Below are 25,666 nucleotides of genomic sequence, written 5' to 3' on the forward strand. Positions count from 1 at the left end.
TTTAATTCTCGCTCCACACGGCCAATTCATTGCCTGCCGGATCGGTGAAATGAAAACGCCGCCCACCGGGAAAGGCAAAGATCGGCTTGATAATTTTGCCGCCAGCTTCCGTAACACTATCCAGTGCCGCTTCGAGTTGCGTCGCATAAAGGACGGGCAAGGGCTTGGACGCCGCCGAGGGTTCGGCATCGAAACCGCCGTCCAGACCTTCGGAAAAGGCGGAGTAAGTCGGGCCGTAATCGGTGAAGGACCAGCCGAAGGCGCGTGAATAGAAGCTCTTGACCGAGTCGAGAGAGCCATTGCCTGCTGGTATTTCCAGATAATCGAGCTTGCCGGTGGTGCGCATTATTGCCTCCTGATTGTTCGCTATTTGTTCTTATTCTTGCCGTATTTTCATATCGGAGTCAATCGTCGCGCACGCAGTCTTCCAGTCTAATCGATTCTATTGTCGCGCTCCCTCTTTTTTCGTTGGCATGGCGTGGGTTGATCGCATAAGCACGATGGCAGTTTACGCAAGCGCCTGTGGAGTGGCACTCGTGCCTGCGGATCGTAATCTGTGCGAGGAGGCCAGAATGGTGAAGTGGGTGTACTCATTCGGCGACGGTAAAGCGGAAGGTGCGGCGAGTGACCGCAATCTTCTGGGCGGCAAAGGGGCGAACCTGGCTGAAATGAGCAGCCTTGGCCTGCCGGTGCCCCCCGGATTTACGATCACGACCGAAGTTTGCACCACCTATTTCGACAATGAGCGCACCTATCCGGCGGAACTCGATGCGCAGGTGAAAACCGCGCTCGATGAGGTCGCGACGCTGACGGGACGTAATTTCGGCGATGCCGAAAAGCCGCTTCTGGTGTCGGTGCGTTCCGGCGCGCGCGCTTCCATGCCCGGCATGATGGATACGGTTCTGAACCTTGGTCTTAATGACGAGACGGTTCAGGCCATTGCGCGTGAGGCGGGCGACGAGCGTTTCGCCTATGACAGTTATCGCCGTTTCATCCAGATGTATTCCGATGTCGTTCTGGGCGTCGATCACGGCTTCTTCGAGGAAATCCTTGAAGACAAGAAGGCCGATCTGGGTATCGAGGTCGATACGGCGCTGAGCGCCGATGACTGGAAAGAGGTGATCGGGCTTTACAAGGCGAAGGTCGAGGAAGAACTGGGCGCGCCGTTCCCGCAGGACCCGCGTGAGCAGCTCTGGGGCGCCATTGGCGCGGTCTTCTCAAGCTGGATGAATGCCCGGGCGATTACCTATCGCCGCCTGCATAATATTCCGGCCGCATGGGGCACGGCGGTCAATGTGCAGGCCATGGTGTTCGGCAATATGGGCGAGACATCGGCCACCGGGGTTGCCTTCACGCGCAATCCCTCGACAGGCGAGAAGAAGCTTTACGGCGAATTCCTTGTCAATGCGCAAGGGGAAGATGTGGTGGCGGGCATCCGCACACCGCAGAACATCACCGAGGAAGCGCGCATTGCCGCGGGTTCCGACAAACCATCGCTGGAAAAGGTCATGCCGGAGGCTTTTGCCGAATTCCTGAAAGTCGCGGGCAGGCTGGAACAGCATTATAGCGACATGCAGGATCTCGAATTCACCATCGAGCGCGGCAAGCTCTGGATGCTGCAGACGCGCTCGGGCAAGCGCACCGCCAAGGCGGCGCTGAAAATGGCCGTGGAAATGGCGGCTGAAGGGCTGATCAGCGAAGAAGAGGCGGTGCTGCGCATCGACCCGGCGGCGCTCGACCAGCTTTTGCATCCGACTATCGACCCGCGGGCCGAGCGACAGGTGATCGGCATGGGCCTGCCTGCCTCGCCGGGGGCCGCAACGGGTGAAATCGTGTTCTCGTCCGAAGATGCGGAGCAGGCAAAAGCGGAAGGTCGCAAGGTCATCCTTGTGCGCATCGAAACCAGCCCGGAAGACATTCACGGCATGCATGCGGCTGAAGGCATTTTGACAACTCGCGGTGGCATGACCAGCCATGCGGCGGTCGTAGCGCGCGGCATGGGCAAACCCTGCGTTTCGGGCGCCGGATCGTTGCGTGTCGATTACCGCAACGGCACGATGCTGGCAGCAGGCCAGACTTTCAGGAAAGGCGATGTCATCACTGTCGATGGCGGCAGCGGGCAGGTGCTGAAAGGCTCTGTCGCCATGCTTCAGCCTGAGCTTTCGGGTGATTTTGGCCATCTGATGGAATGGGCGGACAAGACCCGCCGCATGAAGGTGCGCGCCAATGCCGAAACCCCGGCGGATGCCCGCACAGCGCGGTCGTTCGGGGCGGAAGGCATCGGCCTTTGCCGCACCGAGCATATGTTTTTCGAAGGCGAACGCATCGTGGCCATGCGCGAAATGATCCTTGCGGACAATGAAGAGGGTCGTCGCTCGGCGCTCGCCAAGCTCCTGCCGATGCAGCGATCGGACTTCAAGGAATTGTTCGAGATCATGAAGGGGCTTCCCGTCACGATCCGCCTGCTCGACCCGCCGCTGCATGAATTCCTGCCGCGCACGGATGAGGAAGTGGCAGAGGTCGCCGCATCCATGGGCGTGGATGCCTCCAGACTGCGGGAACGCGCCGATAGCCTGCATGAATTCAATCCGATGCTGGGCCATCGCGGCTGCCGTCTGGCGATATCCTATCCGGAAATCGCCGAAATGCAGGCGCGTGCCATTTTTGAGGCGGCTGTCGAGGCGGGCAAGGCAACCGGGGAGCCGGTGGTCCCGGAGGTTATGGTGCCGCTGGTCGGGCTGAAGGCGGAACTGGATTTCGTCAAGGCGCGTATCGATGCCGTGGCAAAGGAAGTCATGAGCGAGGCAGGCATCAGGATCGACTATATGGTCGGCACGATGATCGAGCTGCCGCGCGCGGCTCTCCGCGCTGCGGAGATTGCCGAAACGGCGGAATTCTTCTCGTTCGGCACCAACGATCTCACCCAGACCACCTTTGGCATCTCGCGCGACGATGCCGCCGGTTTCATCACCTCCTATCAGAGCCGTGGTGTAATCGAGCAGGACCCGTTCGTGTCTCTGGATATCGACGGGGTGGGCGAGCTGGTGCAGATTGCGGCGGAACGGGGTCGCAAGACGCGTGAAAAGCTCAAGCTGGGCATTTGCGGCGAGCATGGCGGCGACCCGTCGTCGATTGCTTTCTGCGAAAAAACCGGGCTGGACTACGTGTCCTGTTCGCCGTTCCGCGTGCCTATAGCACGTCTTGCGGCGGCGCAGGCGGCCATCAGGCAAAAATAACTGTTATAAAATTTAGCTTTGCCTCCGCTGAAGCCATATAATGGAGCTTGCAGCCGTTCAGGCCCCGTTGGATTTCTCCTCCGGAGACAAGATTTTCATGACTGCTGCATAGTTGCGGCCAAGGCTCTCGAATAAGGCGTTGTCCCCGGTTAGAGGGGCGACAGAAAGCGTGGTTCCATCATTGCGTAGCGTGACGAAGATGACCTGATCCTGCGGCTGTCCGGCAATGGCGATTGCGCCGATACGCTGCGCGTCTTTGGTGTCGAGAGCGGGCATATTGAAGAGTACTTCGCCGCCGATCCGTTCAGCGGCCTTGGCAAGGGCTGCGTCGAACCCTTCGGTCAGAACGTCAATGGCGCCGAGCGCAAACTCAAGTTCCACAGCTTCGAGCGACATGATTTCCGGTTCGGTATCAGTCGAGCCGGATGACGCTGATAAACAGCCATGATGAAGGGTGCGTTCCATACCGTCCTCTCCGACGAATCCGAAAAAAGCCCCCATATACGCAATCATGCCTTTCGTTAGAAGTTGCTGCAATAGGCTTTCTATTGATTTAGCTATATTTTTTCCGTTTCCTTCAAGCTGCATGAATTAGCAGGCGAAACAACGCCTGCATTCTTTTGCCGGGCCGGTGTCTCTGCTATGCATGGGCGCAATTGCACATATTGTCTGGAACGTCGTATGAGAAAGCTTCGCTATCAGCGCCGTCAATCGCGCTCAGCTATATGGGCGCTGCGTTTTGGCATGTTTTCAACGGTGCTTCTGGCACTCGGTTTTTTCATCCATCGCTTCTGGGTGCTGGAAACGCCGGATTTCGTGCTGGTGGCTGGCTTGAGCGGAGTTCTTGCGCTCCTTGCTTTGCTATGCGCGGTCAAGGGATTTCGCAATTTATGGATCAATGGCGACAAGGGTGGCGCACGATCGTTCTGGGGCGGCTTTCTTGCCTTTGTTGTGCTGTTGCCGCTTTGCATCGCGGGTGGCCTCTGGTACGGCTCGCCGCCGCTCTATGATCTGGCCACCGATTTCCAGGCGCCGCCGCAATTCCCGGCCCAGATGCCTGAACGCCTGCCGCGCATGAACTCGATCACGGCAGGTATGCAGAGCGAAATACTGGCGCAGATATCGGCTTATCCTGACGTTCTGGGGCGCCGGTATCAGGCAGCACCCGATCGCGTGGCGCAGGGTGTTGCAACCGCCCTGAAAGCCTTCGGCTGGACGCAGATCAGCCGGGACTCGCCTTCGGCGCAGCAGAATATGATCCGCTTTGCCGCCACCGCCCATAGTTTCATTCTTGGCCTGAAAAGCGACGTGGTTATCCGCCTGCTAGATGAAGGCGAGACAACCTATGTCGATATGCGTTCGCTGTCGCGCTACGGCAAGCGTGACATGGGACTGAACGCAGCCTTCATCACGCAATTTCTGGCGGAGCTTGAGGGCGAGGTGAACAAGGCTCCGCTCGATGTCGAATAATCATGCGGGTTGATAGATTCCGTCAAGCGAGGGGTTGCCGTCTGTGGTAATTTCGCCGCGCCCCGCAAGGTCTTCCAGATGGGCCAGAACCGACAGGGCCGCAGCACCATGCAGGCGCGGATCGGTTTCGCGATAGATGGCTCTGACCATATCGGGAATGGTGCGGTCGCCCTGCACGATACGTTCAAGAATTGCACGCTCGCGCATTTTGCGATGAGCGCGCAGTCCGCGCACGAAGGCGGTCGGCTTCGTCACCGGCCCACCATGACCGGGCAGATAGATATAGTCGTCGCGCAAGAGCAGCTTGTCCAGCGAAGCCATATAATCGCTCATTGCCCCGTCGGGCGGCGCAACGATGGATGTCGCCCATGCCATGACATGATCGGCGGAAAACAGCACGCCCGTATCTTCAAGCCCGAAAGCCATGTGGTTGGCGGCATGTCCGGGTGTATGAATGCCGCGTAATGTCCAGCCATCGCCATGAACTGCTTCGCCGTTGCCAAGCGCCAGATCGGGAACGAAGTCGGTATCGGCGCTGGCTTCCAGCATGTTGATTTCCCCTGCATGATAGGGGCGGGCGGGGCGGTGCGGTCCTTCGGCGACGCTCAGCGCGCCAAACTCGTCCTTGAGCCGCTTTGCGAGCGGCGAATGATCGCGATGGGTATGGCTGACGAAAATATGGCTGACGGGGCGACCCGCAATTGCCGCAAGAAGAGCCTGATAATGCGCTTCGTTTTCCGGGCCAGGATCTATGACGGCAAGCGTGTCGCGGCCCACAATATAGCTGTTGGTGCCATGAAACGTGAAAGCGCTTGGATTGTTGACAGTCAGGCGCAAAATATCTTTACCCAAGGCAACCGGCGTCCCATATGAGGGGACAAAGCTGCCGTCGAAATCAAGCGCCATGAAATACGGTCCAGTTCTCGTTGGTTCGATTGCCGAAACGGCATAAGCCTTATATAGTTGGGTTTCAAATGGATAATCTGGGCAGAGCATCGGAAACGCCCAGTTGAAGGAGCGAGACAGGAATGCGTTACGAAACCAAGTCGAAAGTTGCCACTGCATCACTTGCAGCCGAATATTTGCCTACGGGACAACTGGCGCGGGCTTTCTGGTTTGTTTCCCTTGCGCTCGTCGGCACTGCCGTCCTGACGATCTCGGCCAAGATCAAGGTCGATCTCGTCTATGTCAATGTGACGATGCAGACCTTCGCGCTCTTCGCAATCGCAGCACTTTACGGCTCCCGCCTCGCAGTCGCAACCGTCGCGCTCTACCTGCTCGAAGGCGCACTCGGCATGCCTGTCTTCACCGGAACGCCGGAAAAGGGCATCGGCCTTGCCTATATGGTCGGCCCGACGGGCGGCTATCTGCTGTCCTATCTCGCCGCGGCATGGATGGTTGGCCGCGCCGCCGACAAGGGTCTGGCGCGCAATCCGCTGGCATTGGGCGGCGTCATGCTGCTTGCCGAAGCGGTCGTGCTGGTCATGGGCGCAGGCTGGATGGCCTATCTCTTCGGTCTTGAAAAGGGCATTGCGTTCGGCTTCGGCATCTTCATCATCGGCGATCTGGTCAAGCTCGCTCTTGCCGCTTGCGGTGTTCCGGCTGTAATCGCGCTGTTCAAGCGCTGATTGCTGCGGCTCAGGCGATATTCTGGAAAGGCCGGATAATTCCGGCCTTTTTCATATCTTTGTTGAAACTGCTTCGTGGTTGACAAGCGGCATCGGGCAAAGTTTTGTTGTCCGGCAATCAATTTGCTTGGCGGGAGAACGAAGTGAGGGTTGAAACACTTGGCGTAGAGCCACTGACAAAAGCCGTTTTCGCGCCTTTCGGCGATGTGATCGAGGTCGCAGGCGCCGAGCGCCGCCTTATCAATAATGGCACGACCGAGCGTTTTCACGACTTGGCGCGCGTCGAAGCCGAGGGAACCGAGGCGCGTGTCCTCATCAATATCTTTCGCGGACAGCCCTTCGCTGCGCCCATCGACATCACCATGATGGAGCGGCATGCCTTCGGTTCGCAGGCTTTCATCCCCTTGCAGGGCAGGCCGTTTCTGGTCGTGGTGGCGGAGGATGCAGGAGGAAAGCCCGGCAAATTGCGCGCGTTTCTGGCGCATGGGGATCAGGGCGTCAATTACTGGCGCAATGTCTGGCATCATCCGCTCCTGTCACTGGAGCAGGCCAGCGATTTTCTGATTGTCGACCGTGCTGGCAAGGAAGACAATCTGGAGGAATATTTTTTCTCCGATTTCATCTATCGTATCGACGCCATTCCGGCTTTCTGAACAGCAAATCCAAGGACCATCATGGGCAAGCTCTCCACTCATGTTCTAGATACAGCTCATGGCAGTCCCGCTGCTGCGATGCGAATCGAACTTTATCGAATCGCTGCAAATGGCACGCCGGAACTGATCAAGCGCACCGTGACCAATCTGGACGGCCGCACCGATGCGCCGCTTCTTGAGGGCGGCGAAATGCGCAGCGGCACCTATGAACTGCAATTTCATGTGGCCGAATATTTTGAAGGCCGTGGCGCGGATCTCTCCAACCCGCCATTTCTCGATCTGGTTCCGATTCGTTTTGCGATTGCCGATGCGGACGGCCATTATCATGTGCCACTACTCGTAAGCCCGTGGGCCTATTCAACCTACCGCGGCAGCTGAACGAACTTATCCCCGCCTTTAAAACTGCGGGTAAGCTCCTCGTATTGTCAATGCGAGGAACTGTTCATGGACCAAACACCCAATCTAAAGCTTCCCTATATCCTGCCCAGCCAGGCGCAGAAGCACGTCACCCACAATGAAGCATTGCGGCTGCTTGATGCCGTGGTGCACTTGAGCGTCCGTTCGCGCATGCAGGCCGAAGCGCCCGAAACGCCCTTGGCGGGAGAACGTTATATCGTGGCATCTTCCGCCGTCGGGTCTTGGGGCGGTAAAGATCATCTGATTGCCTCTTACATTGATGGTGGGTGGTTGTTCGTGTCGCCCGCCAAAGGCTGGCTGGCCTATATCGAAGACGAAGCCGGACTGATGGTATTCAACGGTATAAACTGGGAAGGCACGGCCTCGGTGCCTGACAGCCTGTCGCTCTCACTGCTGGGTGTGCAGGCGACCGCTGACGCGATCAATCGTTTCGCGGTTTCGTCCGAGGCGAGCCTGTTCAACAATGCCGGTGCCGGTCATCAGGTGAAGGTCAACAAGCAGGCATCGACGGATACGGCCAGCCTGCTATTCCAGGCCAATTGGACCGGCCATGCGGAAATGGGATTGAATGGCGATAATAATTTCAGCATCAAGGTTGGCGATGATAGCGGCAATTGGCGCGAAGCCGTCAAGGTGGATCACGCCACGGGAAATGTTGCGGTCGGCTCGGTGTGGCCACAAACGCGATTGCATGTCGACGGCCCCATCCGTCCCGCATCCTATAGCGTGGCTGGCCTGCCATCGGCTGCGATGCATGGCGCGGGGGCTATGGTTTTTGTGACCGATGCCGGTACGGGTGCGCAAATGGTCTGTTCGGATGGCAGTGTCTGGAGGGACATGCGCGCCGGCGCAATTATCGCTTGAGCCGGTGAATTGTTTCCCGGCGGATTGGCTGGGAAATGTCGAGTTTTGTTGCCTGACAGGTTAAATGACTATGAAGCGAAAGTACGCTGCTTTCCAGTTGCGGCGGTAAAGTGTCTGCTTCGCGAATTTTCTTGGGAGAAAATCCGAAGCGTGACCTGAACGCCCGGACAAACTGCGTTCCATCGCGAAAACCGCAATGATAGGCGATTTCCTTGAAGGAAACCGGCTTGTCCTTCCTGCTGGTTAAGATCCGGTTTGCATGATCAAGCCGTCGGTCGCGGATAGCCTTGGCGACACCGCCATCGGCTTCCAGTGTGCGATAAAGGTGAGAGCGGGATACCCGGAAATGCTGCATGAGCGAATGCGGACCCATCAGCGGATTGGCTATATTGTCCTCTATATAGGCGAGAATGCGCGAGCGCATGGGCTGGCTGACCGGCAGGTTTTCGGGAAAACCTTCATTGTTGCCATGGATACCGCTGGCGAGCAGCAACAGGATTGCTTCCTTGGCCGCTTCAGCTTCCGCAATCGTCAGCTCGTTAATGGTGCAATTCACCTCTTTAAGGTATTTGGCAAGAAGGCGGGTGATAGCAGCCTTGGCTTTCAGAACAACGCCGTGCAGGTTGCATAACCCGACATGCTTTTCCAGTTCGTGCCGCGGCATCACCACCGTAATGCGCGAACCGGCCTCCACCTCGCTGGACACTACTTGCGACAGGTCGTGAATGAGGATGTCGCCGGGCCCGGCTCGGATGCTGGCGCCGTTAAAATTTCCCTGCATCCTGCCCGCTAGTATGAGCTGTAACATATAATGGTTAAAGTGGCTCCGGGCGATGATGCTCTTTGTGCGCTTGTAGGTTTGGCTGTTGAATGTGACCGAGCCGACAAGTACCGTACCGAGCATATGAAACCGCAAGGATCCATTAAGGCCTTGATTATCTTTATCATTTAGAGGGGATACTTCGTAGAGAAGTTTCAGTGCCTCGCGCCAGAAGCCGTCCCGGATTGTGGAATCCACCATGTCGGTTGACAGAAACACTTCGCTGGCGATGTCGGTTCTGTCATGGTTCAGCAATGCTCTCGACCTTTATTTATGTCCACCCTGTGCTTGAGTGTAGGTCGATGTTAATCCATTTTTGGGAATTACTGCAATAATAAACTCATATATATTGAGTTATCATATAGTATAAGTGATAATTTATTATTGATATTGTGTTCTTGCAAAGCGATAACGTAATTTAATTCTATTTAATAATTCTTATTTGTAATAATATTTATTTTTCACTCTTGTGGGTATGATAGTAAATGTTCATGGCGATTGAATCGCCATGAACTGTTTTCTTTGTGATGTGCTTTAATAGGGGCTGTCGACCTTGCCCATTTCGACATAGACAGTCTTGATCTGGCTGTAATGCGAGAGCGCCGCGATACCATTCTCGCGCCCGATGCCTGATTGCTTGTAACCGCCAAACGGTACTTCCACCGGCGTCAGATTATAGGCATTGATCCAGCAGGTGCCGGCCTTGATCTGTCCGATTACGCGATGGCCGCGTGCGAGATCGGCGGTGAACACGCCTGCGGCAAGGCCGAATTCCGTATCGTTGGCCCGTGTGATGACTTCCTCTTCGTTCGAAAATTCCAATACGCTCATCACGGGCCCGAAAATCTCTTCGCGCGCGATCGTCATCTCGTCGGTGACATCGGTAAAGACGGTAGGCTCGATGAAGAAGCCCTTATCGAAGCCTTGCAGTTTGGGGATGCCGCCGCCGCAGGCAAGCGTCGCGCCTTCCTTTTTGCCTTGCTCGATATAGGACAGAATCTTGTTGCGTTGCGCGGCATTTATCAGTGGACCCATCTGCGTGGCCTCATCCAGCGGATCGCCGATGCGGATGGCGCGCGTGCGCTCGATAAGGCGTTCCACAAACCGCTCGCGGATGGCTTTGTGCACGAAAACGCGCGTGCCGTTGGAGCAGACCTGTCCGGTCGAATAGAAATTGCCGAGCATCGCACCGCCGATGGCGCTTTCAAGATCCGCGTCATCGAAGATGATGATGGGCGATTTGCCGCCAAGCTCCATGGTGACATGTTTGAGGTGTTCGCCCGCCTGTGCCATGATGCGCTTGCCCGTCGGCACGGAGCCAGTGAGCGAAACCTTGGCTGTCAGGCGGTGATTGACGAGGGCTGCGCCGACTTCGCCAAAGCCCTGAACGACATTGAACAGCCCATCCGGCAGGCCCGCTTCCTGATAGGCTTCGGCAAGGGCCAGTGCGGAAAGGGGGGTGTTTTCGGAAGGCTTGAAGATGAAGGCATTGCCCATGGCGAGTGCCGGGGCGGATTTCCACGCGGCGATCTGGATCGGATAATTCCATGCGCCGATGCCCACGCAAATGCCCAGCGCCTCTCGGCGCGTATAGGCGAATGAGCCGCCCAGTTCCACGAATTCGCCGTTGAAACCGGAAATGATCCCGCCGAAGAACTCCAGCGCGTCGGCTGCCGAAGCCGCATCCGCGACCAGTGTTTCCTGTAATGCCTTGCCGGTATCGAGCGTTTCGATCTTCGAGAGCTTTTTGTTTTTCTCGCGCAGGATTTGCGCCGTGCGCCGCAGGATGCGGCCACGCTCGACGGGTTTGAGTGCTGCCCATTCGGCCTGTGCCTTCAGCGCTGCGACAAACGCACTTTCGATCACATCGGGCGTTGCCGTATGAAGCCTCGCGATTTCTTCGCCCGTTGCCGGATAGATGACGGGAAGCGGTTTACCGGCCTTGTCCTCCACATATGCGCCGCCGATAAAATGCGAGGCTTTCGGCTGTATTTTCATGTTCTTCTCCTCGATATTATCAGCGATCCGAAACCTGCCAGCGCGGATTGATCCACGGCTCCTGATTGGAACGCGGCAGCGGTGTGCGGCCAAGTATATGGTCTGCGGCTTTCTCGCCCGCCATGATCGACGGGCCATTGAGATTGCCGTTGGTGATGCGTGGGAAGATGGATGAATCCGCTACGCGCAATCCTTCGACACCAATCACGCGACACTCAGGATCAACCACTGCGAAGGGATCGTCAACCGCGCCCATCCGCGCAGTGCCGCAAGGATGAAAGGCGCTCTCCGCATGTGCGCGGATGAAACTGTCGATTTCCTCATCGGTTTGAACATCTGCACCCGGCTGGATTTCTGCGCCCCGATAGGGAGCGAAGGCGTCCTGTCCGAAGATTTCGCGCGTCAGCCGCACGCAATGGCGGAAATCGGCCCAGTCATCCTCATGCGACATGTAATTGAACAGGATGCGGGGTTTATCGTGCGGATTGGCCGAACGCAAGGATACGCTGCCGCGGGATTTCGAGCGCATCGGCCCGACATGGGCCTGAAAGCCATGCGATTGCGCCGCCGCCTTGCCGTCATAGCGTATGGCTGCGGGAAGGAAGTGATATTGAATATCGGGATATTCGACACCCGCTTTCGAGCGCACGAAAGCTGCCGATTCGAAATGATTGGTCGCGCCATGGCCCGATTTGAAGAACAGCCACTCCGCCCCGATCAGCGCCTTGGAGAACAGGTTGAGCTTGGAATAAAGCGTGATGGGCTGCGTGCATTCCTGCTGGATATAGACTTCCATATGGTCTTGAAGATTTTGCCCGACACCGGGACGGTCGGCAACTACCTCTATGCCGTGCTCGGCAAGATGGGCGGCGGGACCGATGCCTGAAAGCATGAGCAGCTTGGGCGAATTGATGGACGAGGCCGCAATAATGACTTCGCGCCGCGCGCGGATGGTGGAGAATGTGCGACCTGCTTCGATTTCCACGCCGACGGCGCGCTTGCCTTCCATCACGACCTTGCGGGCAAGCCCCCTGACCAACTGCACATTGGGGCGCTTGAGCGCGGGCTTGAGATAGGCATTGGCTGCCGACCAGCGACGTCCATTATAGATCGTCTGCTCCATCGGGCCGAAGCCTTCCTGCTTCGCGCCGTTATAGTCATCCGTAACTTCGAAGCCCGCCTCGCGTCCGGCGTCGATAAAGGCCTTGAACAGCGGATTGTCGCGACGTCCGCGCTGGATATGCATCGGCCCGTCAGTGCCGCGCCAGCCCTCCTGTCCGCCATGGGCATTTTCCATGCGTTTGAAATAGGGCAGCACATCGGCGAAGGCCCAGCCCTGCGCACCGCTTTCGGCCCAATGGTCATAATCGCGCGCATGGCCGCGCACATAAACCATGCCATTGATCGAGGATGACCCGCCCAACACCTTGCCGCGCGGCGTCACCAGGCTGCGTCCGCCAAGATGCGGTTCCGGCTCGGTCGCAAAGCCCCAGTCATAGGTCTCCATATTCATGGGCATGGAGAGGGCTGCGGGCATCTGGATCAGCGGGCCGATATCCGGACCGCCGAACTCGATGACGATCACCGAATGCTGCCCGTCTTCCGACAGGCGATAGGCCATGGCGGAACCGGCGGAGCCGGAGCCGATGATAATGAAATCCGCTTCCATATTATTTTTCCCCCGAAAGCTGCATGGCAATATATTCCTCCACCAGCGCGGTTGCGGATGCTGCATCCGGCGTGCCTGCGCCCAGCGCGTGGCGAATATAAAGCCCGTCGATCAGCGCTCCCGCGCCCTCGGCGATATGATTTGCCCGCTCCCGCCCGGTCAGTTGTGCAAGGGCGAACACCAGATTGGAATGAAGCCGCCGCGCATAGACGCGCAATAGCCGCCGTGTATCCTCCGATTGCTGCGCATGAACGTAGAAGGTCAGCCAGGCGGCAATGGTTTCCCGCGAGAATTGCGCTGCGGAAAAATTGACCGCGATGATCGCCGCAAGGCGCTCATGCGGCGTCTGCGCATGTCCGGTTGCTTTGTTGAGATCATTGCCCAATTCACGCAGCAAATGGCGCATGGTGGCGAGGATCAGCTTGTCCTTGCCGCCAAAATAGTGATGTGCGAGGGCGGGCGATACCCCCGCCTCGTGGGCGATCTGCGCAACTGTCACATCCAGCGAGCCGCGTTGGCCGATGGTGCGTATGGCGGCATCGATAAGCTCGCGCCGACGCTGGGGTTCCATTCCGATTTTTGGCATTTCCGTTCGTATCTCATGTTAATTGCTCGCTATTCTATTTTTGATTGACTGATCAATCAATAAAAATCTGACTCGGAAATCTTGCCCCGATTAATGGTTGCGGATCGGCTATGCTTTGTTCACATTGTTGGCCGCCATGCGGGCTGATGTGACGGCGAGTCGATGATCGAGGTGAGGCGATGGAAAGCAATCCGGTTCTGGTGGAAGTATTTCGCGGCCCGGTGGTGGAAAGCCGCCATCGTGGCGCAATCGCGGTTTATGATGGCGACGGGCGCAGGGTGTTTTCGCTTGGCGACATAGAGCGGTCGACTTTTCCGCGCTCGGCGGTCAAATCCATTCAGGCACTGCCATTGGTGGAAAGCGGTGCCGCCGATGCTTTCGGCTTCGACGATGCCGATCTCGCCATGGCCTGCGCGTCGCATTCCGGTGAAGAAGAGCATGTCGCGCGCGCCCAATCGATGCTGAAGAAGGCCGGGCTTGATGCATCGGTGCTTGAATGCGGCAGTCACTGGCCGTTCCAGCAGCCCGTACTCATCAAGCTGGCGCAAAGCGGAAAAACGCCGACGCCGCTGCACAATAATTGCTCTGGAAAACATGCGGGATTTCTAGCAACCTGCATGCATTGCGGCATGGAAACCAAGGGCTATGTCGCGCTTGGTTCTGATATTCAGGACATGGTGCGTGATGCGATGGTGGATGTGACCGGCGCGGTCCACGATATCGACCATTGCGGCACGGATGGCTGCTCGATACCCACCTACGCCATTCCGCTTTCGAATATTGCCCATGGCTTCGCCAGGATGGCGACAGGAACCGGGCTTGGTGAGAACCGCGCCAAGGCTGCGCAGCGCCTGATCCATGCTTGTATGACCGAGTCCTTTTATGTGGCGGGCACTAGACGCGCCTGCACTGAACTCATGCGCATGGCGCCGGGGCGGATTTTCGTCAAAACCGGCGCGGAGGGCGTCTTTTGCGGCGCGGTGCCGGAACTGGGCCTCGGCTTTGCGCTCAAATGCGATGACGGCGCAACACGCGCATCCGAAGCCATGGTGGCAAGCCTGCTTTCGCGCATGTTCCACAAGGATGCGGAACTATCGGCAAAGCTTGCAGCTTTCGCCAGCCCGGGAATGAAGAACTGGAACGGGATACCTTTTGGCAGCGTGGCCCCGGTAGAGGTGTTTCGCAATGCTGTCATAGGTTAGGGCAGCAGGCTTGCGCAAAGCCTGCCGCCAGCCTAGAATCGTTCTATGAGTAGAGCATTTACCAAGGAACAGGACGACGCGCCCGACGATCTGGGAGAGCGGCCGATCAGCCCGTTTCGCAACCTCGTCACGCGCAATGGCCTTTCCCTGATAGAAGATGAGCTTGCGCACCTTCAGCGCGAACTGGCGCAGGCCAATGTCGCAGGCGACCGTTCAGCCATTGCCCGCATCTCGCGTGATCTTCGTTACTGGGCTGCGCGGCGCGAGACGGCCGAACTTTCGGTGCCCGAGGCAGGCAGCGATGTCGTTCGCTTTGGCATGACAGTCGAGCTTGAGGACGAGGACGGCGAAACTCGTATCTGGACCATTGTCGGCGAAGACGAAGCCGATCCCTCGAAGGGCAAGATTTCTCATGCCGCGCCCGTTGCCATCATGCTTTTCGGCAAGCCGGTCGGTGATGTCGTGAAGATCAATGGCAAGCAATGGGAAATCGTGTCGGCGAAGATTTAGATCAGAGCCAGCCTTTTCCCCGAAAATAGACAAGTGGCAATATGGCGGACGCGATCATCAGGCCCAGCGCCATGGGGTAGCCCCAGGGCGAATTCAGTTCCGGCATGAAGGAAAAGTTCATGCCATAGATTGATGCGACCAGCGTTGGCGGCATGAAGCCCACGGCTGCGACCGAGAAAATCTTGATAATGGCGTTTTGTTCGACCGAAATCAGCCCGACGATAGTATCGAGCAGGAATGTCACTTTGTTGGACAGGAAATCCACGTAAGCGGTCAGCGACTGGGCGTCGCGTTCCAGCGATTTGATCCACGAACGCGTGTCCTTCTTTGTGGCGACAGGGCTGTTGATCGCCGAAAGGTAGACCAGCATGCGGCTTAGTCCCGCAAGGCTTTCGCGCACGCGCGACAGAAATGTTCCCTGTCCGCCGATCTGCGTGAGAATATGCCGGAAATCCTGCGTCGTCATGGGGCGGGCCTTGGGCTGGCGGCGGTAGATCGAATGCGACGCTGCATCGATCTTTCCGGCGGCCCCTTCCAGAATATCCGCAAGGCGGTTCGTTGTGGCCTCGGTGATGCCTAGCATGATGGCAAGTCCCGAACATTTGGCCGATATCAACCCGTTGCCCGGCTTCGTCGCCCGCAAAATATAAATGCTGACGGACTTGGGATCGGCATAGCGTACGGTGATGAGGCGAGTGCCGTGCAGGATAAAGGTCACGGGGGCCAGTTCCCTGTGGTCGAGATCGACCGCGTGAAGGATCGGCACGGTGAGATATTGCGCGCCGCCCTCCATATAGAAGCGGCTTGATTCCTCGATTTCCGTCATGTCTGCATGCGTGGGAATGGAGATACCCGTCCATGCTTCTACAATGTGGTCTTCATTGACGGCGGGTGCGAACAGATCGATCCAGATGACATTATCGGGCAATGGCTGGCCCGGCTCGATATCGACGCGTTGGAGATGGTCTCCTGTAAGGCAGTAAAGCGTAATCATGCGGCACCTGATGGCAAATCCCTGAAACTGTTTTCCAACATTGCGCGAAAATTGTTAACGGAATGCGGCGGCGCTTTCAAAGCTTTGCCGCGCCGTCGTCAATCTGCATTGACAGTATGAGCGCACGAAGGTTAATCATCCGATGATTTGGAGCATTGATGCGACGACCCGGACACAACTGGCGCCGCTATGTGCCGTTTTGTGGTTTCCCTAATCATAGAACCGGAAAGGTTGGTGGCCTTATGAGCCATACAAGCCCGATTTCTCTTGTCGACACAGAGAATGAAATGCAGGTGCAGCCGGAACCGCTCATCGACGCGGAAACGGACAGTGTACCGCCACCCAGCGCCCAGCGTCCGCCAAGCAAGGCTCTGCGCATCCTTCTGGGATTGAGCCTTGTGTTGATCGCTGCCAATCTGCGGCCCGTTTTTTCCAGCGTATCGGTGCTGCTGCCCGAAATTATCGAAGGCACGGGCATGTCATCGATGGCCGCAGGCGTGCTGACGACCTTGCCGGTTCTTTGCATGGGACTTTTTGCGCCTTTCGCGCCGCGACTGGCGCAGCGTTTCGGCGCGGAGCGCGTGCTGCTTTTTGTCGTGGCCGTTCTGACGGTGGGAATGCTGCTGCGCGGCTTCGATCATGTCGCGTGGCTTTTTCTCGGCGCAGGGCTGGCGGGAGCCGCGATTGCCATGGGCAATGTGCTTCTGCCCGGCGTGGTCAAGCGCGACTTTCCCAAGCAGGCGGCAATCATGACCGGCCTTTATACGATGGCATTATGCGCAGGCGCAGCCTCTGCTGCCGGATTTACCATCCCGATCAAGGATATGCTTGGCGGATCGTGGCGGCTGGCACTGGCGTTCTGGGCCATTCCGGCGGCGCTGGTTCTGGCTTTGTGGCTGCCGCAGGCCCTGCGGGCGAAGCACAATACGGCTCATTCGGGCTTTCGCGTGATCGGCTTGTGGAAAGACAGGCTCGCATGGCAGGTGACGCTGTTTATGGGGCTGCAATCCTCACTGGCCTATATCGTGTTTGGCTGGTTGGCGCCGATCCTGCGCGAAAGAGGACTAAGCGCTGCAACCGCTGGGGGGCTGGTCTCTTTCTCCATCATGGCTCAGGTGATTACCTGTCTGGCGATCCCCTCGATCGCCATCCGGCAGAAAAACCAAAGCGCAATCAATGTCATTCTGTGCGCCTGCGCGACATTGGCGCTTGCTGGCTTTCTCTATCTGCCAAGCTGGACGTTCTGGCCGCTGGCTATCGTGCAGGGCATCGGGCAGGGCGGACTCATTGCCGCTGCCATGATGGTGATCGTGTTGCGCGCGCCTGACTCTCATACGGCGGCGCATCTTTCCGGTATGGCCCAATGCGTGGGCTATGTCCTGGCAGCGATAGGCCCGCTGCTGGTAGGCATGATTCATAATGTGACGGAAAGCTTCGCAGCTTGCGGCATTCTGTTTGCGGTGCTGGGACTGTGCGCGGCAATCAACGGCTGGGGTGCCGGGCGAGCCCGTCATATCGATGTGCGAACCGAGACGGAAACGGCATAAGGCAAGCCCAAAGTCCGGCAGGTCCCGAACATCGGGGCCGGCCGGTTTCAGTACAGTTCAGATGAACTGGCCAAGGCCGGGAATGGCCCCGACAACCGCATCAACTGGTTCATCTCCTGCCTTTTCCTTGGCAAAGCGGATGGTTTCCCTGGCCACGCCGGAAATCTCGCCCATGCCCAGACCCGCCGACATCAATTGGGAACCAAGGCCCATCACGCCGCCCATGAGGCCGGAAAGAAGGCCGCCGCTCTTGACTTGGGACACGGCTTCTTCGGCACCCGGAATTGCGGCCAGCAATTCCTGCACCTTGTCGGCCGGACCTTCCTTTTGCAGAAATGCTAAAATCATGCCAACGGCCTTTTGCGCCGTTGCCGCATCGATGCCGACATTGGAGGTGATGCGGGCGATCAGTTCATCCATGAGACTCTCCCAAATAATCTTACGTTTACGTAATACGCATTCTCGCCACGACTTTGCAAGTTAAAGATGGCTTTGCCGTTGTAGCGGGAGCGTGCTGCGGTTATACCGTAAAAGGAGAAAATTTTAGGGAGCGACCTGCCTGATGACTGCCGATGACGCTATTTTCCTTGGCGCAAGCCGCAAGCCGGACGATTCCTACCAGCAGCCGGAATATCTGGCGCTCAAATATGGCAACCGGCACGGACTTGTCACCGGCGCGACGGGGACGGGCAAGACGGTGACATTGCAGGTTCTGGCAGAAAGCTTTTCCGCCGCTGGCGTCCCGGTTTTCTGCGCGGATATCAAGGGCGACCTTTCGGGTATTGCCGCGACAGGCATTCTCAATGACAACCTTTCAAAGCGCGCCGCCGAGATCAAGCTCGACCCTTATGAGATGCGCGCCGCGCCGGTCATTTTCTGGGATATTTTCGGCGAGCAGGGCCATCCGGTCCGCGCGACCATTTCAGAAATGGGGCCGCTATTGCTTTCCCGCCTCATGAATCTCACCGAGGCGCAGGAAGGTGTGCTCAACGTAGCTTTCCGTCTGGCCGACGAAGAAGGTCTGCTGCTGCTCGATCTCAAGGATTTGCAGTCGATCCTCACGGAAATGGCGGAACGTTCCTCCGAATTGTCGGCCAAATACGGCAATGTCAACAAAGCTTCCGTGGGCGCGATCCAGCGCTCCCTGCTTGTGCTCGACCAGCAGGGTGCTTCGAATTTTTTCGGCGAGCCAGCGCTGCGTATTGCGGACCTCATGCGTACGACGACGGACGGGCGCGGCGTGATCAGTGTGCTCGCCGCCGACAAGCTGATGATGAGCCCGCGTCTTTACTCGACCTTCCTGCTCTGGCTGATGTCCGAGCTGTTCGAGGAATTGCCGGAAATTGGCGATCCCGACAAGCCGAGGCTGGTATTCTTTTTCGATGAAGCGCATCTGTTGTTCGACGAAGCGCCAAAAGCCCTTATCGACCGTGTCGAGCAGGTGGTGCGGCTGATTCGCTCGAAAGGCGTGGGTGTCTACTTCGTCACACAGAATCCGCTCGATGTGCCCGAAAGCGTGCTGGCGCAGCTTGGCAACCGGGTGCAGCACGCGCTTCGCGCCTATACGCCGCGCGAAACCAACGCGGTGAAAACTGCCGCAGATACATTCCGTCCGAATCCCGATTTCAATACATTTAAGGCGATCACCAATCTGGCGACCGGCGAGGCGCTGGTTTCGACCTTGCAGGCTAAGGGCGTGCCGTCCGTCGTACAGCGCACATTGATTCGCCCGCCATCGTCGCGCATCGGCCCGTTGACGCCGGACGAGCGCGCGAAAATCATCGCGGCAAGCCCGATATCGGGGCAATATGATCAGTCGGTTGACCGTGATTCTGCATTCGAGATGCTGGCTAGAAAAGCGCAGGCTGCTGCCCAGGCGCAGCAAAAGGGCAAGGAAGCCGAAGCGGAATCCAGCGAGGGTGGCGGCGGCATTTTCGGCGATCTTGTCGGAACAGCGCTTGGCACGGGCCGCCGCTCAGGGCGTCAGACGGTTGCGGAAGCCGCAATGAAATCGGTGGTGCGCTCGGTCGGCAGTTCGCTTGGCCGCGCTTTGGTGCGCGGTATTCTCGGCAGCTTCAAGCGCTAAGCAAGGCAATAGGGAGTGGGTGCTTCTCATAGGGGTTAATTTTTCAGAATTTGCCACTCTAGGTTGATATGATCCTCCTGATTACAAAAAACGAGCATAGTTTTTTTGCCTTGGCAGGCTGTTATTTTTGTCGGGTGTTCTCAGCGGGAGATTTCGCTACTTGTTGTCCGATGTAAATCGGAGGCTGAGCACCATGCCGTTATCCCAGGGTCTTCTTTCGCAGATCGCCCGCGATGCTCTTTGGGTTAGTGAAGATGTAGCCACCGATGGTGCGGAGCTGCCGCTGCAGATTGGTTGTGTTGTGGCACAAACCGGTGAAAGGGGGGTACAAAGTATCGCGGCCAGAGAAGTGGAACGTAACGCGATGGAACTTGCCCAACCATCCCCAAAACTGTCGACACATATCGCTCAATTGGCAGACAACGCAGTGAACCGGCATATCCAGCAAATCAACGCCGATAACGCTAAATGGGGCATCAATCTCTCAGAAGAAGAATCTCTCATTCAATCTCATTTTCGACGAGGCTTGTGCGGTGAAAGCTGTGATGCGGTTTTGTCATCTCTTCAAGACACCTCACTGCATGGAAGGGTCCAGAAGATCAACGCCGGATACAGAGGAGAAGTGCATTTTTTCTTGCAGAGTCCCGATGGTGAAATTTTCATCGAGCCAACGTGGAAGCAGATTGTGGTATCGCGTAGTGAAGAACAAACAAATCCAACGGAGATCGCGAATAAATTGAATAGTTTTCCGGACGTATTTGTTGGAAGTAAAAGTCAGTTTTCCAAGCAAGTTGCTAATTCTTGTGCGACGCTTAACAAGCATCACCTCATCTCAGAGGTGCTGAATTATTGGGGCATAAATCAGGATGGCCGGTTCATATAATATTCTTCATTCGGCGCGCTTTAACACCAAGGCGCTGAGATGCTAACGCATCACGCCCTGAAAATGCTCAATCGCCGCACAGACTTAACCAAAACCCAATGAGTTTCTTTCATCAAGCTTTGGTATAAGTTGGCGACTATGGCAGTTTCGCCTGCTCCCTTATCCCTATCACATGACCAGAATAGGCGACTTCGGCGGAACGCGATTGTAAAGATCCATGACGTCCTGATTGAGCATGCGCACGCAGCCCGATGAAACGGCCTTGCCGATGGTCCACCATTCGGGATTGCCGTGCAGGCGATAGATCGTGTCCTTGCCATCCTTGAAGATATAGAGCGCGCGGGCGCCAAGCGGGTTCTTGAGGCCCGGATCCATGCCGCCATTGCGCGCGCTGTAGGGCTCCAGTTCCGGCTGACGGGCGATCATGTCGTCCGGCGGCGTCCAGCGCGGCCATTTGCGCTTGTACTGGATAACGGCGCGGCCCGACCATGCGAAGCCATCGCGACCGATACCAACGCCGTAGCGCATGGCCTGCCCATTGCCGAGCACCAGGTAAAGGAAGCGGTTGGCAGTATCCACGACGATAGTGCCGGGCATTTCGCCGGTCGGGTCCTGTACGACCTGACGCAGATAACGCTTGTCCATTTTCTGGATCGGAATGGCGGGCAGTTGATAGCCCTCATCTTCGACCGCCGCATACATGGAAACCCAGCTTCCATAGGAGGCGTCGACATTGGCCTGCGGGGTTTTTTTGATGGGGTTTCCTGAAGCATCCACATCGATGATCGGAACATTCTGCCCCAACTGAGCACAACCGGCGAGGCCGGCCGCCGCTGTTGCTGTCATTGCCGTAAGAAATGAACGGCGGGTAAGGGTTGTTTGCATGAGATAACCAGATTAGTGACGGGAGGAGTTACTGATACAATGTTAGGGTTAACGAAACGCGACCAACGCTCTGATTGCGTCTGCAAGTTGAAGACGGGCAGTAGCGGCCCTGTCTGATTGGCCGCAAAACGCCTCAAAAATGTGGCGTCGGGCCGGTCGCAATAAGGCTTAAACGTGGCCGGGGCATAGTCTGTGTCTCGTGTTGCCGTTGTGACACAATTTTGGGAGCAATGGTTGCCTGCAGCGGGGCTTCCCTGATCGGCTCTTGGTAAAATCAGTCCAGAAGTTCCAGGCTGGGCAGGATAAGGGCCGGGGAATACTGCTTGTATTCGTCGGGCTGGCCGGAACGGTTTATCCATACTGCCCGCATGCCGAAGCGTGCCGCTCCCGCAACATCCCAGCGGTTTGACGACTGAAAGGAAATCGCCGAAGGATAAAGCCGCCATTGCAAGGTGACGAGTTCGTAGGCGGCGGGCGCTGTTTTGTAGCGCTTGACGGCATCGACCGAAATCACATCGTCGAGCAGTACATCAAGGGCTGCCGATTTGACGGCGGCCTCCAGCATGGCGGGCGAACCGTTGGAAAGGATCGCCAGCCGCGCGCCCCGGTTCCTGAGGGACTTGAGAGCAGCAGGGACTTCCGGATAGCAGTCAAGATTCCAGTAGGCATCAAGCAGATCGTTGCGCAATGCCGGATCGACGGAGGGATAGCGGGCAAAGGCGAAGTCGAGCGCTTCCTCGGTCAGTTTCCAGAAATCGCTATAGGTTCCCATCAGGCTCAGAATCCACGAATATTCGAGCTGTTTGGCGCGCCAGAGTTCGGAGAAGGCGCGGCCGTCCGGCCCGGCCTTGTCTTCATGCCGACGCACCGCCGAATGGACATCGAACAATGTGCCATAGGCATCGAAGACATAGGAACTGTAAGCCACTGGGTTTCTCCGTTCAGACAGGCGTATGGAAAGTTAATCTGGACTCTATTGTCCAGCGATTTCAATAATAATTCCCAGTGATTTCAATAATAATTCATTGTGCAGTCGATGAAATTTGGAATATGCGCCATTGCCGCCCGCACTGTTGCGGCCTATGTAGATTGAGCACGCAAGTTTTGGGGCATGTATCCGCTCTGCCCATCGCAAGCCGAATGATATAGAGGAGAGTTCCAATGGCTTTTGAACTGCCGGCCCTTCCGTACGACTATGAAGCACTTAGCCCCTTCATGTCGCGCGAAACACTCGAATTTCACCATGACAAGCACCATCAGGCCTATGTCACCAACGGCAACAAGCTGCTGGAAGGCTCCGGCCTTGAAGGCAAGAGCCTCGAAGAGGTTGTCAAGGAAAGCTTCGGCAAGAATCAGGGCCTCTTTAACAATGCCGCCCAGCATTACAATCACATCCATTTCTGGAAATGGATGAAGAAGGATGGCGGTGGCAAGAAGCTGCCGGGCAAGCTTGAGAAGGCGATTGAATCGGATCTCGGCGGCTACGACAAGTTCCGCGAAGACTTCCTCGCTGCCGGTGCTGGCCAGTTCGGCTCGGGCTGGGCATGGCTCTCCGTCAAGAACGGCAAGCTTGAAATTTCCAAGACCCCGAACGGCGAAAACCCGCTGGTTCATGGCGCAACGCCGATCCTCGGCGTCGATGTATGGGAGCATTCCTATTACATCGATTACCGCAATGCGCGTCCGAAATATCTCGAAGCTTTTGTCGACAGTCTTGTCAACTGGGATTATGTCCTCGAACTGTACGAACAGGCCTGATTGCTGCTGACAGCAATTCGCTAGCTAATATGTAAAGCCCCGGTCCTCCGGGGCTTTATGTTGTCATTTAAGCCAGCTCTTAATCTGCAATATATTGCTTAGACAATGTGCTAATTCGATTTGAAATTTTTAAATGCTATCAAGCTGTCGTTTTAAATAACATAGGATTTCATTATGCTAAAGAAGCACAGTATGTTTTTCTCTATATTTGCTCTTACTATGATTGTTTCTTCTTCTTCTTATGCATGCATCATGAAGGGATTGGCGGATCAGGGAGGGAATTGCGCGGCCCAGTGTGAACAATATGGGCAGCCATATTGGTTGTGCATGCTTGGATCGCCTGCCCCAAAAGAAAAGCAGAACGACGCTCATAATTCTTCGCCTGCTGTTGATTTGCCAAAAGCTATAGCGAGATAAGGCACATAGGCTCCGCGTGAGCGGAGCCTATTTAATAATAGTATTTTGGTCAGGCTTTTCACAACATCGTGAATTACATGTAATAAGCCTTATAAATCCTGCATGCTACTTTCCTTGAAAGGTCCTTACTCTGTGCAGTGGTTGCATTGGCCGCGACTGTGCTGGATATTCGGGCTCGACCAAGACTCATCAAGCTTTGGTTAAGCTTGTGTGGCGGTTGAACCTTTTCAAGGCATGATGCGTCAGCATCTTAGCGCCTTGGCTATAAGTGGCTAACTTTGTTTGATTTTTAAGTGCGGAGGCTTGCATGCGTTTCTTCTTCTTCACCATTGGCTCTCTCGCCCTGCTGGCGGCAGGAGCGGCGCACGCCGATGCAATTGCGGATCGTCAGGCCATCATGAAAGAGATGGGCCGATCGGTCGGTGCCGTTGCCTCGATGATCAAGGGTGAAAAGCAGTTCGATGCGGCAACGGCTCTGGCTGCACTCGAAACACTTGATGCCGATGCCCATAAATTCGACGCGGATACCCTGTTCCCGTCCGGCTCCGATCAGGGCGACACGGAAGCCTCGCCCAAAATCTGGGAAGACAGGGACGATTTCGTCAAGCATATCGAAAAGTTCAGAACTGATGCCGCTGCGGCAGCGGCTGCGAACCCGCAGGACCTTGATGCGCTGAAGCCGGTTTTCCAACAGGTCGCCGCCAATTGCGGCTCCTGCCATCGGGCCTATCGTATCAAGAAAGACTGACTGCGGAACGGCAACCATGACTCGTAAACTGGTATATGGTCTCGCAGCGATAATTGCCGCAGGCAGTGCGGCGTTCTGGGTGCTGACCGAGCCGCAGAAAGTGGATGAGCCGGTGCTTGCATCCTTGCAGCCGGGCGATGCCGTAAAGGGCGAGCAGGTGTTTTGGGCCGGGGGCTGCGCTTCCTGCCACGCCGCCCCTGGCGCTTCGGGCGATGCACGCAAGCTTCTCGCGGGCGGGCATGAGCTGATTTCGGATTTCGGCATCTTCGTTGCGCCCAATATTTCGCCGTCGGATCAGGGCATCGGAAGCTGGACCTTGGAAGATTTCGCCAATGCCATGCTCATGGGCGTCGGGCGGCAGGGCGAGCATCTCTATCCGTCCTTTCCCTATACGTCTTACGCAAGGATGCAGCCGCAGGATGTGGCCGATCTCTTTGCCTATATGAAGACGTTGCCGGAATCGGATAATGCCACCGCCGGTCACAGACTGGGTTTCCCGTTTAATATTCGTCGTGGGCTTGGCTTGTGGAAATTACTCTATCTTTCCGGTGAGCCGGTGCTTGAGACCGCCGATGCGTCCGATCAGGTGAAGCGCGGTCAATATTTAAGTGAAGCGCTGGGCCATTGCGGCGAGTGCCATACGCCGCGCAATATTATTGGCGGGCTGAAGACCAACCAGTGGATGGCAGGGTCGCTTTCGCCTGAAACGGGAAGCGATGGCAGCAAAGGCATCGTGCCCAATATCACTTCGGGTGAGGGCGGTATCGATAGCTGGAGCGAAAACGACATCGCCTATGCGCTGCAAAGCGGCTTCACTCCGGATTTCGATTCGTTAGGTGGATCGATGGCCGATGTAGTCGCCAACATGGCGCAACTCACCGATGCAGATCGCGAAGCGATCGCTGCTTATCTCAAGGCGATTCCGGCCCACGCAAACGGTTATCCGGCAAACCGCTGACCTATCGTCTGACGCAACGGACCACCGAGGGCGCGCCAGCATTGGTATACTTGCTTTGCATCGTATAGAGCCAACCCTGGCATTCGCTCATAGAGGTGAAGCAGCGGAAACGGTCGATCGGCACACGGGCATCGTCATCGCTGATGAAAGGTGATTCTTCGACACCGCTGAACTGTCCGACAATGACGCCGCTGCCGTGCGGTGGCGTATTACAGCGCTGCCCCGCATATTCGCTGACATCTTTGCGGACCTGAGCCTGTGCGCTGGTCGCGACGAGGGAGGGCAGCCCCAGCGTGAATGCGATCAGGAAAGTCATCGCGCGTTTCATGATGCGATC

The 25,666-nt window shown here is 56.8% G+C and carries 26 protein-coding genes; 14 read left to right on the forward strand and 12 right to left on the reverse strand.

Annotated elements, in window-relative coordinates:
• Nucleotide 1 precedes the first annotated feature (1 nt).
• Nucleotides 2–346 (reverse strand): VOC family protein, encoded by a 345-nt coding sequence (locus KUG47_RS03665; protein ID WP_217676571.1) that lies wholly within the window; start codon nt 344–346, stop codon nt 2–4.
• A gap of 226 nt (nt 347–572) precedes the next feature.
• Here KUG47_RS03665 and ppdK point away from each other — a divergent pair, with 226 nt between their 5' ends.
• Nucleotides 573–3,236: a pyruvate, phosphate dikinase gene (gene ppdK, locus KUG47_RS03670; protein ID WP_217676572.1), complete on the forward strand. Its 2,664-nt coding sequence runs from the start codon at nt 573–575 to the stop codon at nt 3,234–3,236.
• A gap of 57 nt (nt 3,237–3,293) precedes the next feature.
• Here the strand turns inward: ppdK and KUG47_RS03675 are convergent, their stop codons facing one another.
• Nucleotides 3,294–3,701, reverse strand: coding sequence for a hypothetical protein (locus KUG47_RS03675; RefSeq protein WP_217676573.1), 408 nt, complete (start codon nt 3,699–3,701; stop codon nt 3,294–3,296).
• A 216-nt stretch (nt 3,702–3,917) separates the two neighbouring features.
• On the opposite strand from KUG47_RS03675, the gene KUG47_RS03680 reads away from it, so the two are divergent.
• Nucleotides 3,918–4,706: a DUF1499 domain-containing protein gene (locus KUG47_RS03680; RefSeq protein WP_217676574.1), complete on the forward strand. Its 789-nt coding sequence runs from the start codon at nt 3,918–3,920 to the stop codon at nt 4,704–4,706.
• On the opposite strand, the gene KUG47_RS03685 is transcribed toward KUG47_RS03680, so the two are convergent.
• Complete coding sequence (locus tag KUG47_RS03685) at nt 4,707–5,612, reverse strand: MBL fold metallo-hydrolase (protein WP_217676575.1); 906 nt, start codon at nt 5,610–5,612, stop codon at nt 4,707–4,709.
• Between the two features lie 122 nt (nt 5,613–5,734).
• Here KUG47_RS03685 and KUG47_RS03690 point away from each other — a divergent pair, with 122 nt between their 5' ends.
• The 4 genes from KUG47_RS03690 (at nt 5,735) to KUG47_RS03705 (ending at nt 8,268) form a co-directional block, all read left to right on the forward strand.
• A complete protein-coding gene (locus KUG47_RS03690; protein WP_217676576.1) occupies nt 5,735–6,334 on the forward strand; it encodes a biotin transporter BioY in 600 nt (199 codons plus the stop codon).
• 143 nt (nt 6,335–6,477) lie between these two features.
• The gene (locus KUG47_RS03695) at nt 6,478–6,987 is read left to right on the forward strand and encodes an ureidoglycolate lyase (RefSeq protein WP_217676577.1); all 510 of its coding nucleotides are present in this window, start codon (nt 6,478–6,480) and stop codon (nt 6,985–6,987) included.
• Nucleotides 6,988–7,008: 21 nt separating this feature from the next.
• Nucleotides 7,009–7,365: a hydroxyisourate hydrolase gene (gene uraH / locus KUG47_RS03700; RefSeq protein ID WP_217676578.1), complete on the forward strand. Its 357-nt coding sequence runs from the start codon at nt 7,009–7,011 to the stop codon at nt 7,363–7,365.
• A gap of 66 nt (nt 7,366–7,431) precedes the next feature.
• On the forward strand, nt 7,432–8,268 hold the full coding sequence (locus KUG47_RS03705; protein WP_217676579.1) for a DUF2793 domain-containing protein: 837 nt from the start codon (nt 7,432–7,434) through the stop codon (nt 8,266–8,268).
• Here KUG47_RS03705 and KUG47_RS03710 read toward each other — a convergent pair.
• The 4 genes from KUG47_RS03710 to betI all read right to left on the reverse strand — a co-directional run bounded on the left by KUG47_RS03710 (nt 8,258) and on the right by betI (nt 13,341).
• Nucleotides 8,258–9,289 carry a helix-turn-helix domain-containing protein gene (locus KUG47_RS03710; protein ID WP_217676969.1) on the reverse strand — a complete coding sequence of 344 codons (1,032 nt, stop codon included), beginning with the start codon at nt 9,287–9,289 and terminating at the stop codon, nt 8,258–8,260. The two genes, KUG47_RS03705 and KUG47_RS03710, sit on opposite strands and share 11 nt — an antisense overlap.
• A gap of 333 nt (nt 9,290–9,622) precedes the next feature.
• Nucleotides 9,623–11,086, reverse strand: coding sequence for a betaine-aldehyde dehydrogenase (gene betB, locus KUG47_RS03715; protein ID WP_217676580.1), 1,464 nt, complete (start codon nt 11,084–11,086; stop codon nt 9,623–9,625).
• Nucleotides 11,087–11,105: 19 nt separating this feature from the next.
• Entirely contained in the window at nt 11,106–12,755 is a 1,650-nt protein-coding gene (betA, locus tag KUG47_RS03720) for a choline dehydrogenase (protein ID WP_217676581.1), read from the reverse strand.
• Between the two features lies 1 nt (nt 12,756).
• On the reverse strand, nt 12,757–13,341 hold the full coding sequence (betI, locus tag KUG47_RS03725) for a transcriptional regulator BetI (RefSeq protein ID WP_217676582.1): 585 nt from the start codon (nt 13,339–13,341) through the stop codon (nt 12,757–12,759).
• A 179-nt stretch (nt 13,342–13,520) separates the two neighbouring features.
• Between betI and KUG47_RS03730 the strand changes: the two genes are divergently transcribed.
• The gene (locus KUG47_RS03730) at nt 13,521–14,543 is read left to right on the forward strand and encodes an asparaginase (protein WP_217676583.1); all 1,023 of its coding nucleotides are present in this window, start codon (nt 13,521–13,523) and stop codon (nt 14,541–14,543) included.
• A 45-nt stretch (nt 14,544–14,588) separates the two neighbouring features.
• Entirely contained in the window at nt 14,589–15,053 is a 465-nt protein-coding gene (locus KUG47_RS03735; protein ID WP_217676584.1) for a GreA/GreB family elongation factor, read from the forward strand.
• 1 nt (nt 15,054) lies between these two features.
• On the opposite strand, the gene KUG47_RS03740 is transcribed toward KUG47_RS03735, so the two are convergent.
• Nucleotides 15,055–16,047, reverse strand: a complete 993-nt coding sequence (locus KUG47_RS03740) for a magnesium transporter CorA family protein (protein WP_217676585.1) — start codon at nt 16,045–16,047, stop codon at nt 15,055–15,057.
• Between the two features lie 287 nt (nt 16,048–16,334).
• Here KUG47_RS03740 and KUG47_RS03745 point away from each other — a divergent pair, with 287 nt between their 5' ends.
• Complete coding sequence (locus KUG47_RS03745) at nt 16,335–17,594, forward strand: CynX/NimT family MFS transporter (RefSeq protein WP_217676970.1); 1,260 nt, start codon at nt 16,335–16,337, stop codon at nt 17,592–17,594.
• Nucleotides 17,595–17,651: 57 nt separating this feature from the next.
• Here KUG47_RS03745 and KUG47_RS03750 read toward each other — a convergent pair whose 3' ends face one another.
• Nucleotides 17,652–18,014, reverse strand: coding sequence for a DUF2267 domain-containing protein (locus tag KUG47_RS03750; protein WP_217676586.1), 363 nt, complete (start codon nt 18,012–18,014; stop codon nt 17,652–17,654).
• A gap of 142 nt (nt 18,015–18,156) precedes the next feature.
• Here KUG47_RS03750 and KUG47_RS03755 point away from each other — a divergent pair, with 142 nt between their 5' ends.
• Together KUG47_RS03755 and KUG47_RS03760 are read left to right on the forward strand one after the other, a co-directional pair.
• Nucleotides 18,157–19,680 carry a helicase HerA-like C-terminal domain-containing protein gene (locus KUG47_RS03755; RefSeq protein WP_217676587.1) on the forward strand — a complete coding sequence of 508 codons (1,524 nt, stop codon included), beginning with the start codon at nt 18,157–18,159 and terminating at the stop codon, nt 19,678–19,680.
• Between the two features lie 193 nt (nt 19,681–19,873).
• Nucleotides 19,874–20,563, forward strand: a complete 690-nt coding sequence (locus KUG47_RS03760) for a hypothetical protein (protein ID WP_217676588.1) — start codon at nt 19,874–19,876, stop codon at nt 20,561–20,563.
• 168 nt (nt 20,564–20,731) lie between these two features.
• Here the strand turns inward: KUG47_RS03760 and KUG47_RS03765 are convergent, their stop codons facing one another.
• Both KUG47_RS03765 and KUG47_RS03770 read right to left on the reverse strand, forming a co-directional pair.
• On the reverse strand, nt 20,732–21,448 hold the full coding sequence (locus tag KUG47_RS03765) for a L,D-transpeptidase (protein WP_217676589.1): 717 nt from the start codon (nt 21,446–21,448) through the stop codon (nt 20,732–20,734).
• 274 nt (nt 21,449–21,722) lie between these two features.
• Nucleotides 21,723–22,376, reverse strand: coding sequence for a haloacid dehalogenase type II (locus KUG47_RS03770; protein WP_217676590.1), 654 nt, complete (start codon nt 22,374–22,376; stop codon nt 21,723–21,725).
• Nucleotides 22,377–22,609: 233 nt separating this feature from the next.
• Between KUG47_RS03770 and KUG47_RS03775 the strand changes: the two genes are divergently transcribed.
• The 3 genes from KUG47_RS03775 (at nt 22,610) to KUG47_RS03785 (ending at nt 25,329) form a co-directional block, all read left to right on the forward strand.
• Nucleotides 22,610–23,206 carry a superoxide dismutase gene (locus KUG47_RS03775; protein ID WP_217676591.1) on the forward strand — a complete coding sequence of 199 codons (597 nt, stop codon included), beginning with the start codon at nt 22,610–22,612 and terminating at the stop codon, nt 23,204–23,206.
• Nucleotides 23,207–23,930: 724 nt separating this feature from the next.
• Nucleotides 23,931–24,371, forward strand: coding sequence for a c-type cytochrome (locus KUG47_RS03780; protein ID WP_217676592.1), 441 nt, complete (start codon nt 23,931–23,933; stop codon nt 24,369–24,371).
• 16 nt (nt 24,372–24,387) lie between these two features.
• On the forward strand, nt 24,388–25,329 hold the full coding sequence (locus KUG47_RS03785; RefSeq protein WP_217676593.1) for a cytochrome c: 942 nt from the start codon (nt 24,388–24,390) through the stop codon (nt 25,327–25,329).
• A gap of 1 nt (nt 25,330) precedes the next feature.
• On the opposite strand, the gene KUG47_RS03790 is transcribed toward KUG47_RS03785, so the two are convergent.
• Nucleotides 25,331–25,657 carry a metallophosphoesterase gene (locus KUG47_RS03790; RefSeq protein WP_217676594.1) on the reverse strand — a complete coding sequence of 109 codons (327 nt, stop codon included), beginning with the start codon at nt 25,655–25,657 and terminating at the stop codon, nt 25,331–25,333.
• Nucleotides 25,658–25,666 lie beyond the last annotated feature (9 nt).

It is taken from the genome of Falsochrobactrum tianjinense (assembly GCF_019100495.1).
GTDB lineage: Bacteria > Pseudomonadota > Alphaproteobacteria > Rhizobiales > Rhizobiaceae > Brucella > Brucella tianjinense.

Bases quoted from the DNA above. Each gene is read 5' to 3' on its own strand.
- KUG47_RS03665 (WP_217676571.1), bottom strand. From the start codon at position 346: ATGCGCACCACCGGCAAGCTCGATTATCTGGAAATACCAGCAGGCAAT.
- ppdK (WP_217676572.1), top strand. From the start codon at position 573: ATGGTGAAGTGGGTGTACTCATTCGGCGACGGTAAAGCGGAAGGTGCG.
- KUG47_RS03675 (WP_217676573.1), bottom strand. From the start codon at position 3,701: ATGGAACGCACCCTTCATCATGGCTGTTTATCAGCGTCATCCGGCTCG.
- KUG47_RS03680 (WP_217676574.1), top strand. From the start codon at position 3,918: ATGAGAAAGCTTCGCTATCAGCGCCGTCAATCGCGCTCAGCTATATGG.
- KUG47_RS03685 (WP_217676575.1), bottom strand. From the start codon at position 5,612: ATGGCGCTTGATTTCGACGGCAGCTTTGTCCCCTCATATGGGACGCCG.
- KUG47_RS03690 (WP_217676576.1), top strand. From the start codon at position 5,735: ATGCGTTACGAAACCAAGTCGAAAGTTGCCACTGCATCACTTGCAGCC.
- uraH (WP_217676578.1), top strand. From the start codon at position 7,009: ATGGGCAAGCTCTCCACTCATGTTCTAGATACAGCTCATGGCAGTCCC.
- KUG47_RS03705 (WP_217676579.1), top strand. From the start codon at position 7,432: ATGGACCAAACACCCAATCTAAAGCTTCCCTATATCCTGCCCAGCCAG.
- KUG47_RS03710 (WP_217676969.1), bottom strand. From the start codon at position 9,289: ATGGTGGATTCCACAATCCGGGACGGCTTCTGGCGCGAGGCACTGAAA.
- betB (WP_217676580.1), bottom strand. From the start codon at position 11,086: ATGAAAATACAGCCGAAAGCCTCGCATTTTATCGGCGGCGCATATGTG.
- betA (WP_217676581.1), bottom strand. From the start codon at position 12,755: ATGGAAGCGGATTTCATTATCATCGGCTCCGGCTCCGCCGGTTCCGCC.
- betI (WP_217676582.1), bottom strand. From the start codon at position 13,341: ATGCCAAAAATCGGAATGGAACCCCAGCGTCGGCGCGAGCTTATCGAT.
- KUG47_RS03730 (WP_217676583.1), top strand. From the start codon at position 13,521: ATGGAAAGCAATCCGGTTCTGGTGGAAGTATTTCGCGGCCCGGTGGTG.
- KUG47_RS03735 (WP_217676584.1), top strand. From the start codon at position 14,589: ATGAGTAGAGCATTTACCAAGGAACAGGACGACGCGCCCGACGATCTG.
- KUG47_RS03740 (WP_217676585.1), bottom strand. From the start codon at position 16,047: ATGATTACGCTTTACTGCCTTACAGGAGACCATCTCCAACGCGTCGAT.
- KUG47_RS03745 (WP_217676970.1), top strand. From the start codon at position 16,335: ATGCAGGTGCAGCCGGAACCGCTCATCGACGCGGAAACGGACAGTGTA.
- KUG47_RS03750 (WP_217676586.1), bottom strand. From the start codon at position 18,014: ATGGATGAACTGATCGCCCGCATCACCTCCAATGTCGGCATCGATGCG.
- KUG47_RS03755 (WP_217676587.1), top strand. From the start codon at position 18,157: ATGACTGCCGATGACGCTATTTTCCTTGGCGCAAGCCGCAAGCCGGAC.
- KUG47_RS03760 (WP_217676588.1), top strand. From the start codon at position 19,874: ATGCCGTTATCCCAGGGTCTTCTTTCGCAGATCGCCCGCGATGCTCTT.
- KUG47_RS03765 (WP_217676589.1), bottom strand. From the start codon at position 21,448: ATGCAAACAACCCTTACCCGCCGTTCATTTCTTACGGCAATGACAGCA.
- KUG47_RS03775 (WP_217676591.1), top strand. From the start codon at position 22,610: ATGGCTTTTGAACTGCCGGCCCTTCCGTACGACTATGAAGCACTTAGC.
- KUG47_RS03780 (WP_217676592.1), top strand. From the start codon at position 23,931: ATGCGTTTCTTCTTCTTCACCATTGGCTCTCTCGCCCTGCTGGCGGCA.
- KUG47_RS03785 (WP_217676593.1), top strand. From the start codon at position 24,388: ATGACTCGTAAACTGGTATATGGTCTCGCAGCGATAATTGCCGCAGGC.
- KUG47_RS03790 (WP_217676594.1), bottom strand. From the start codon at position 25,657: ATGAAACGCGCGATGACTTTCCTGATCGCATTCACGCTGGGGCTGCCC.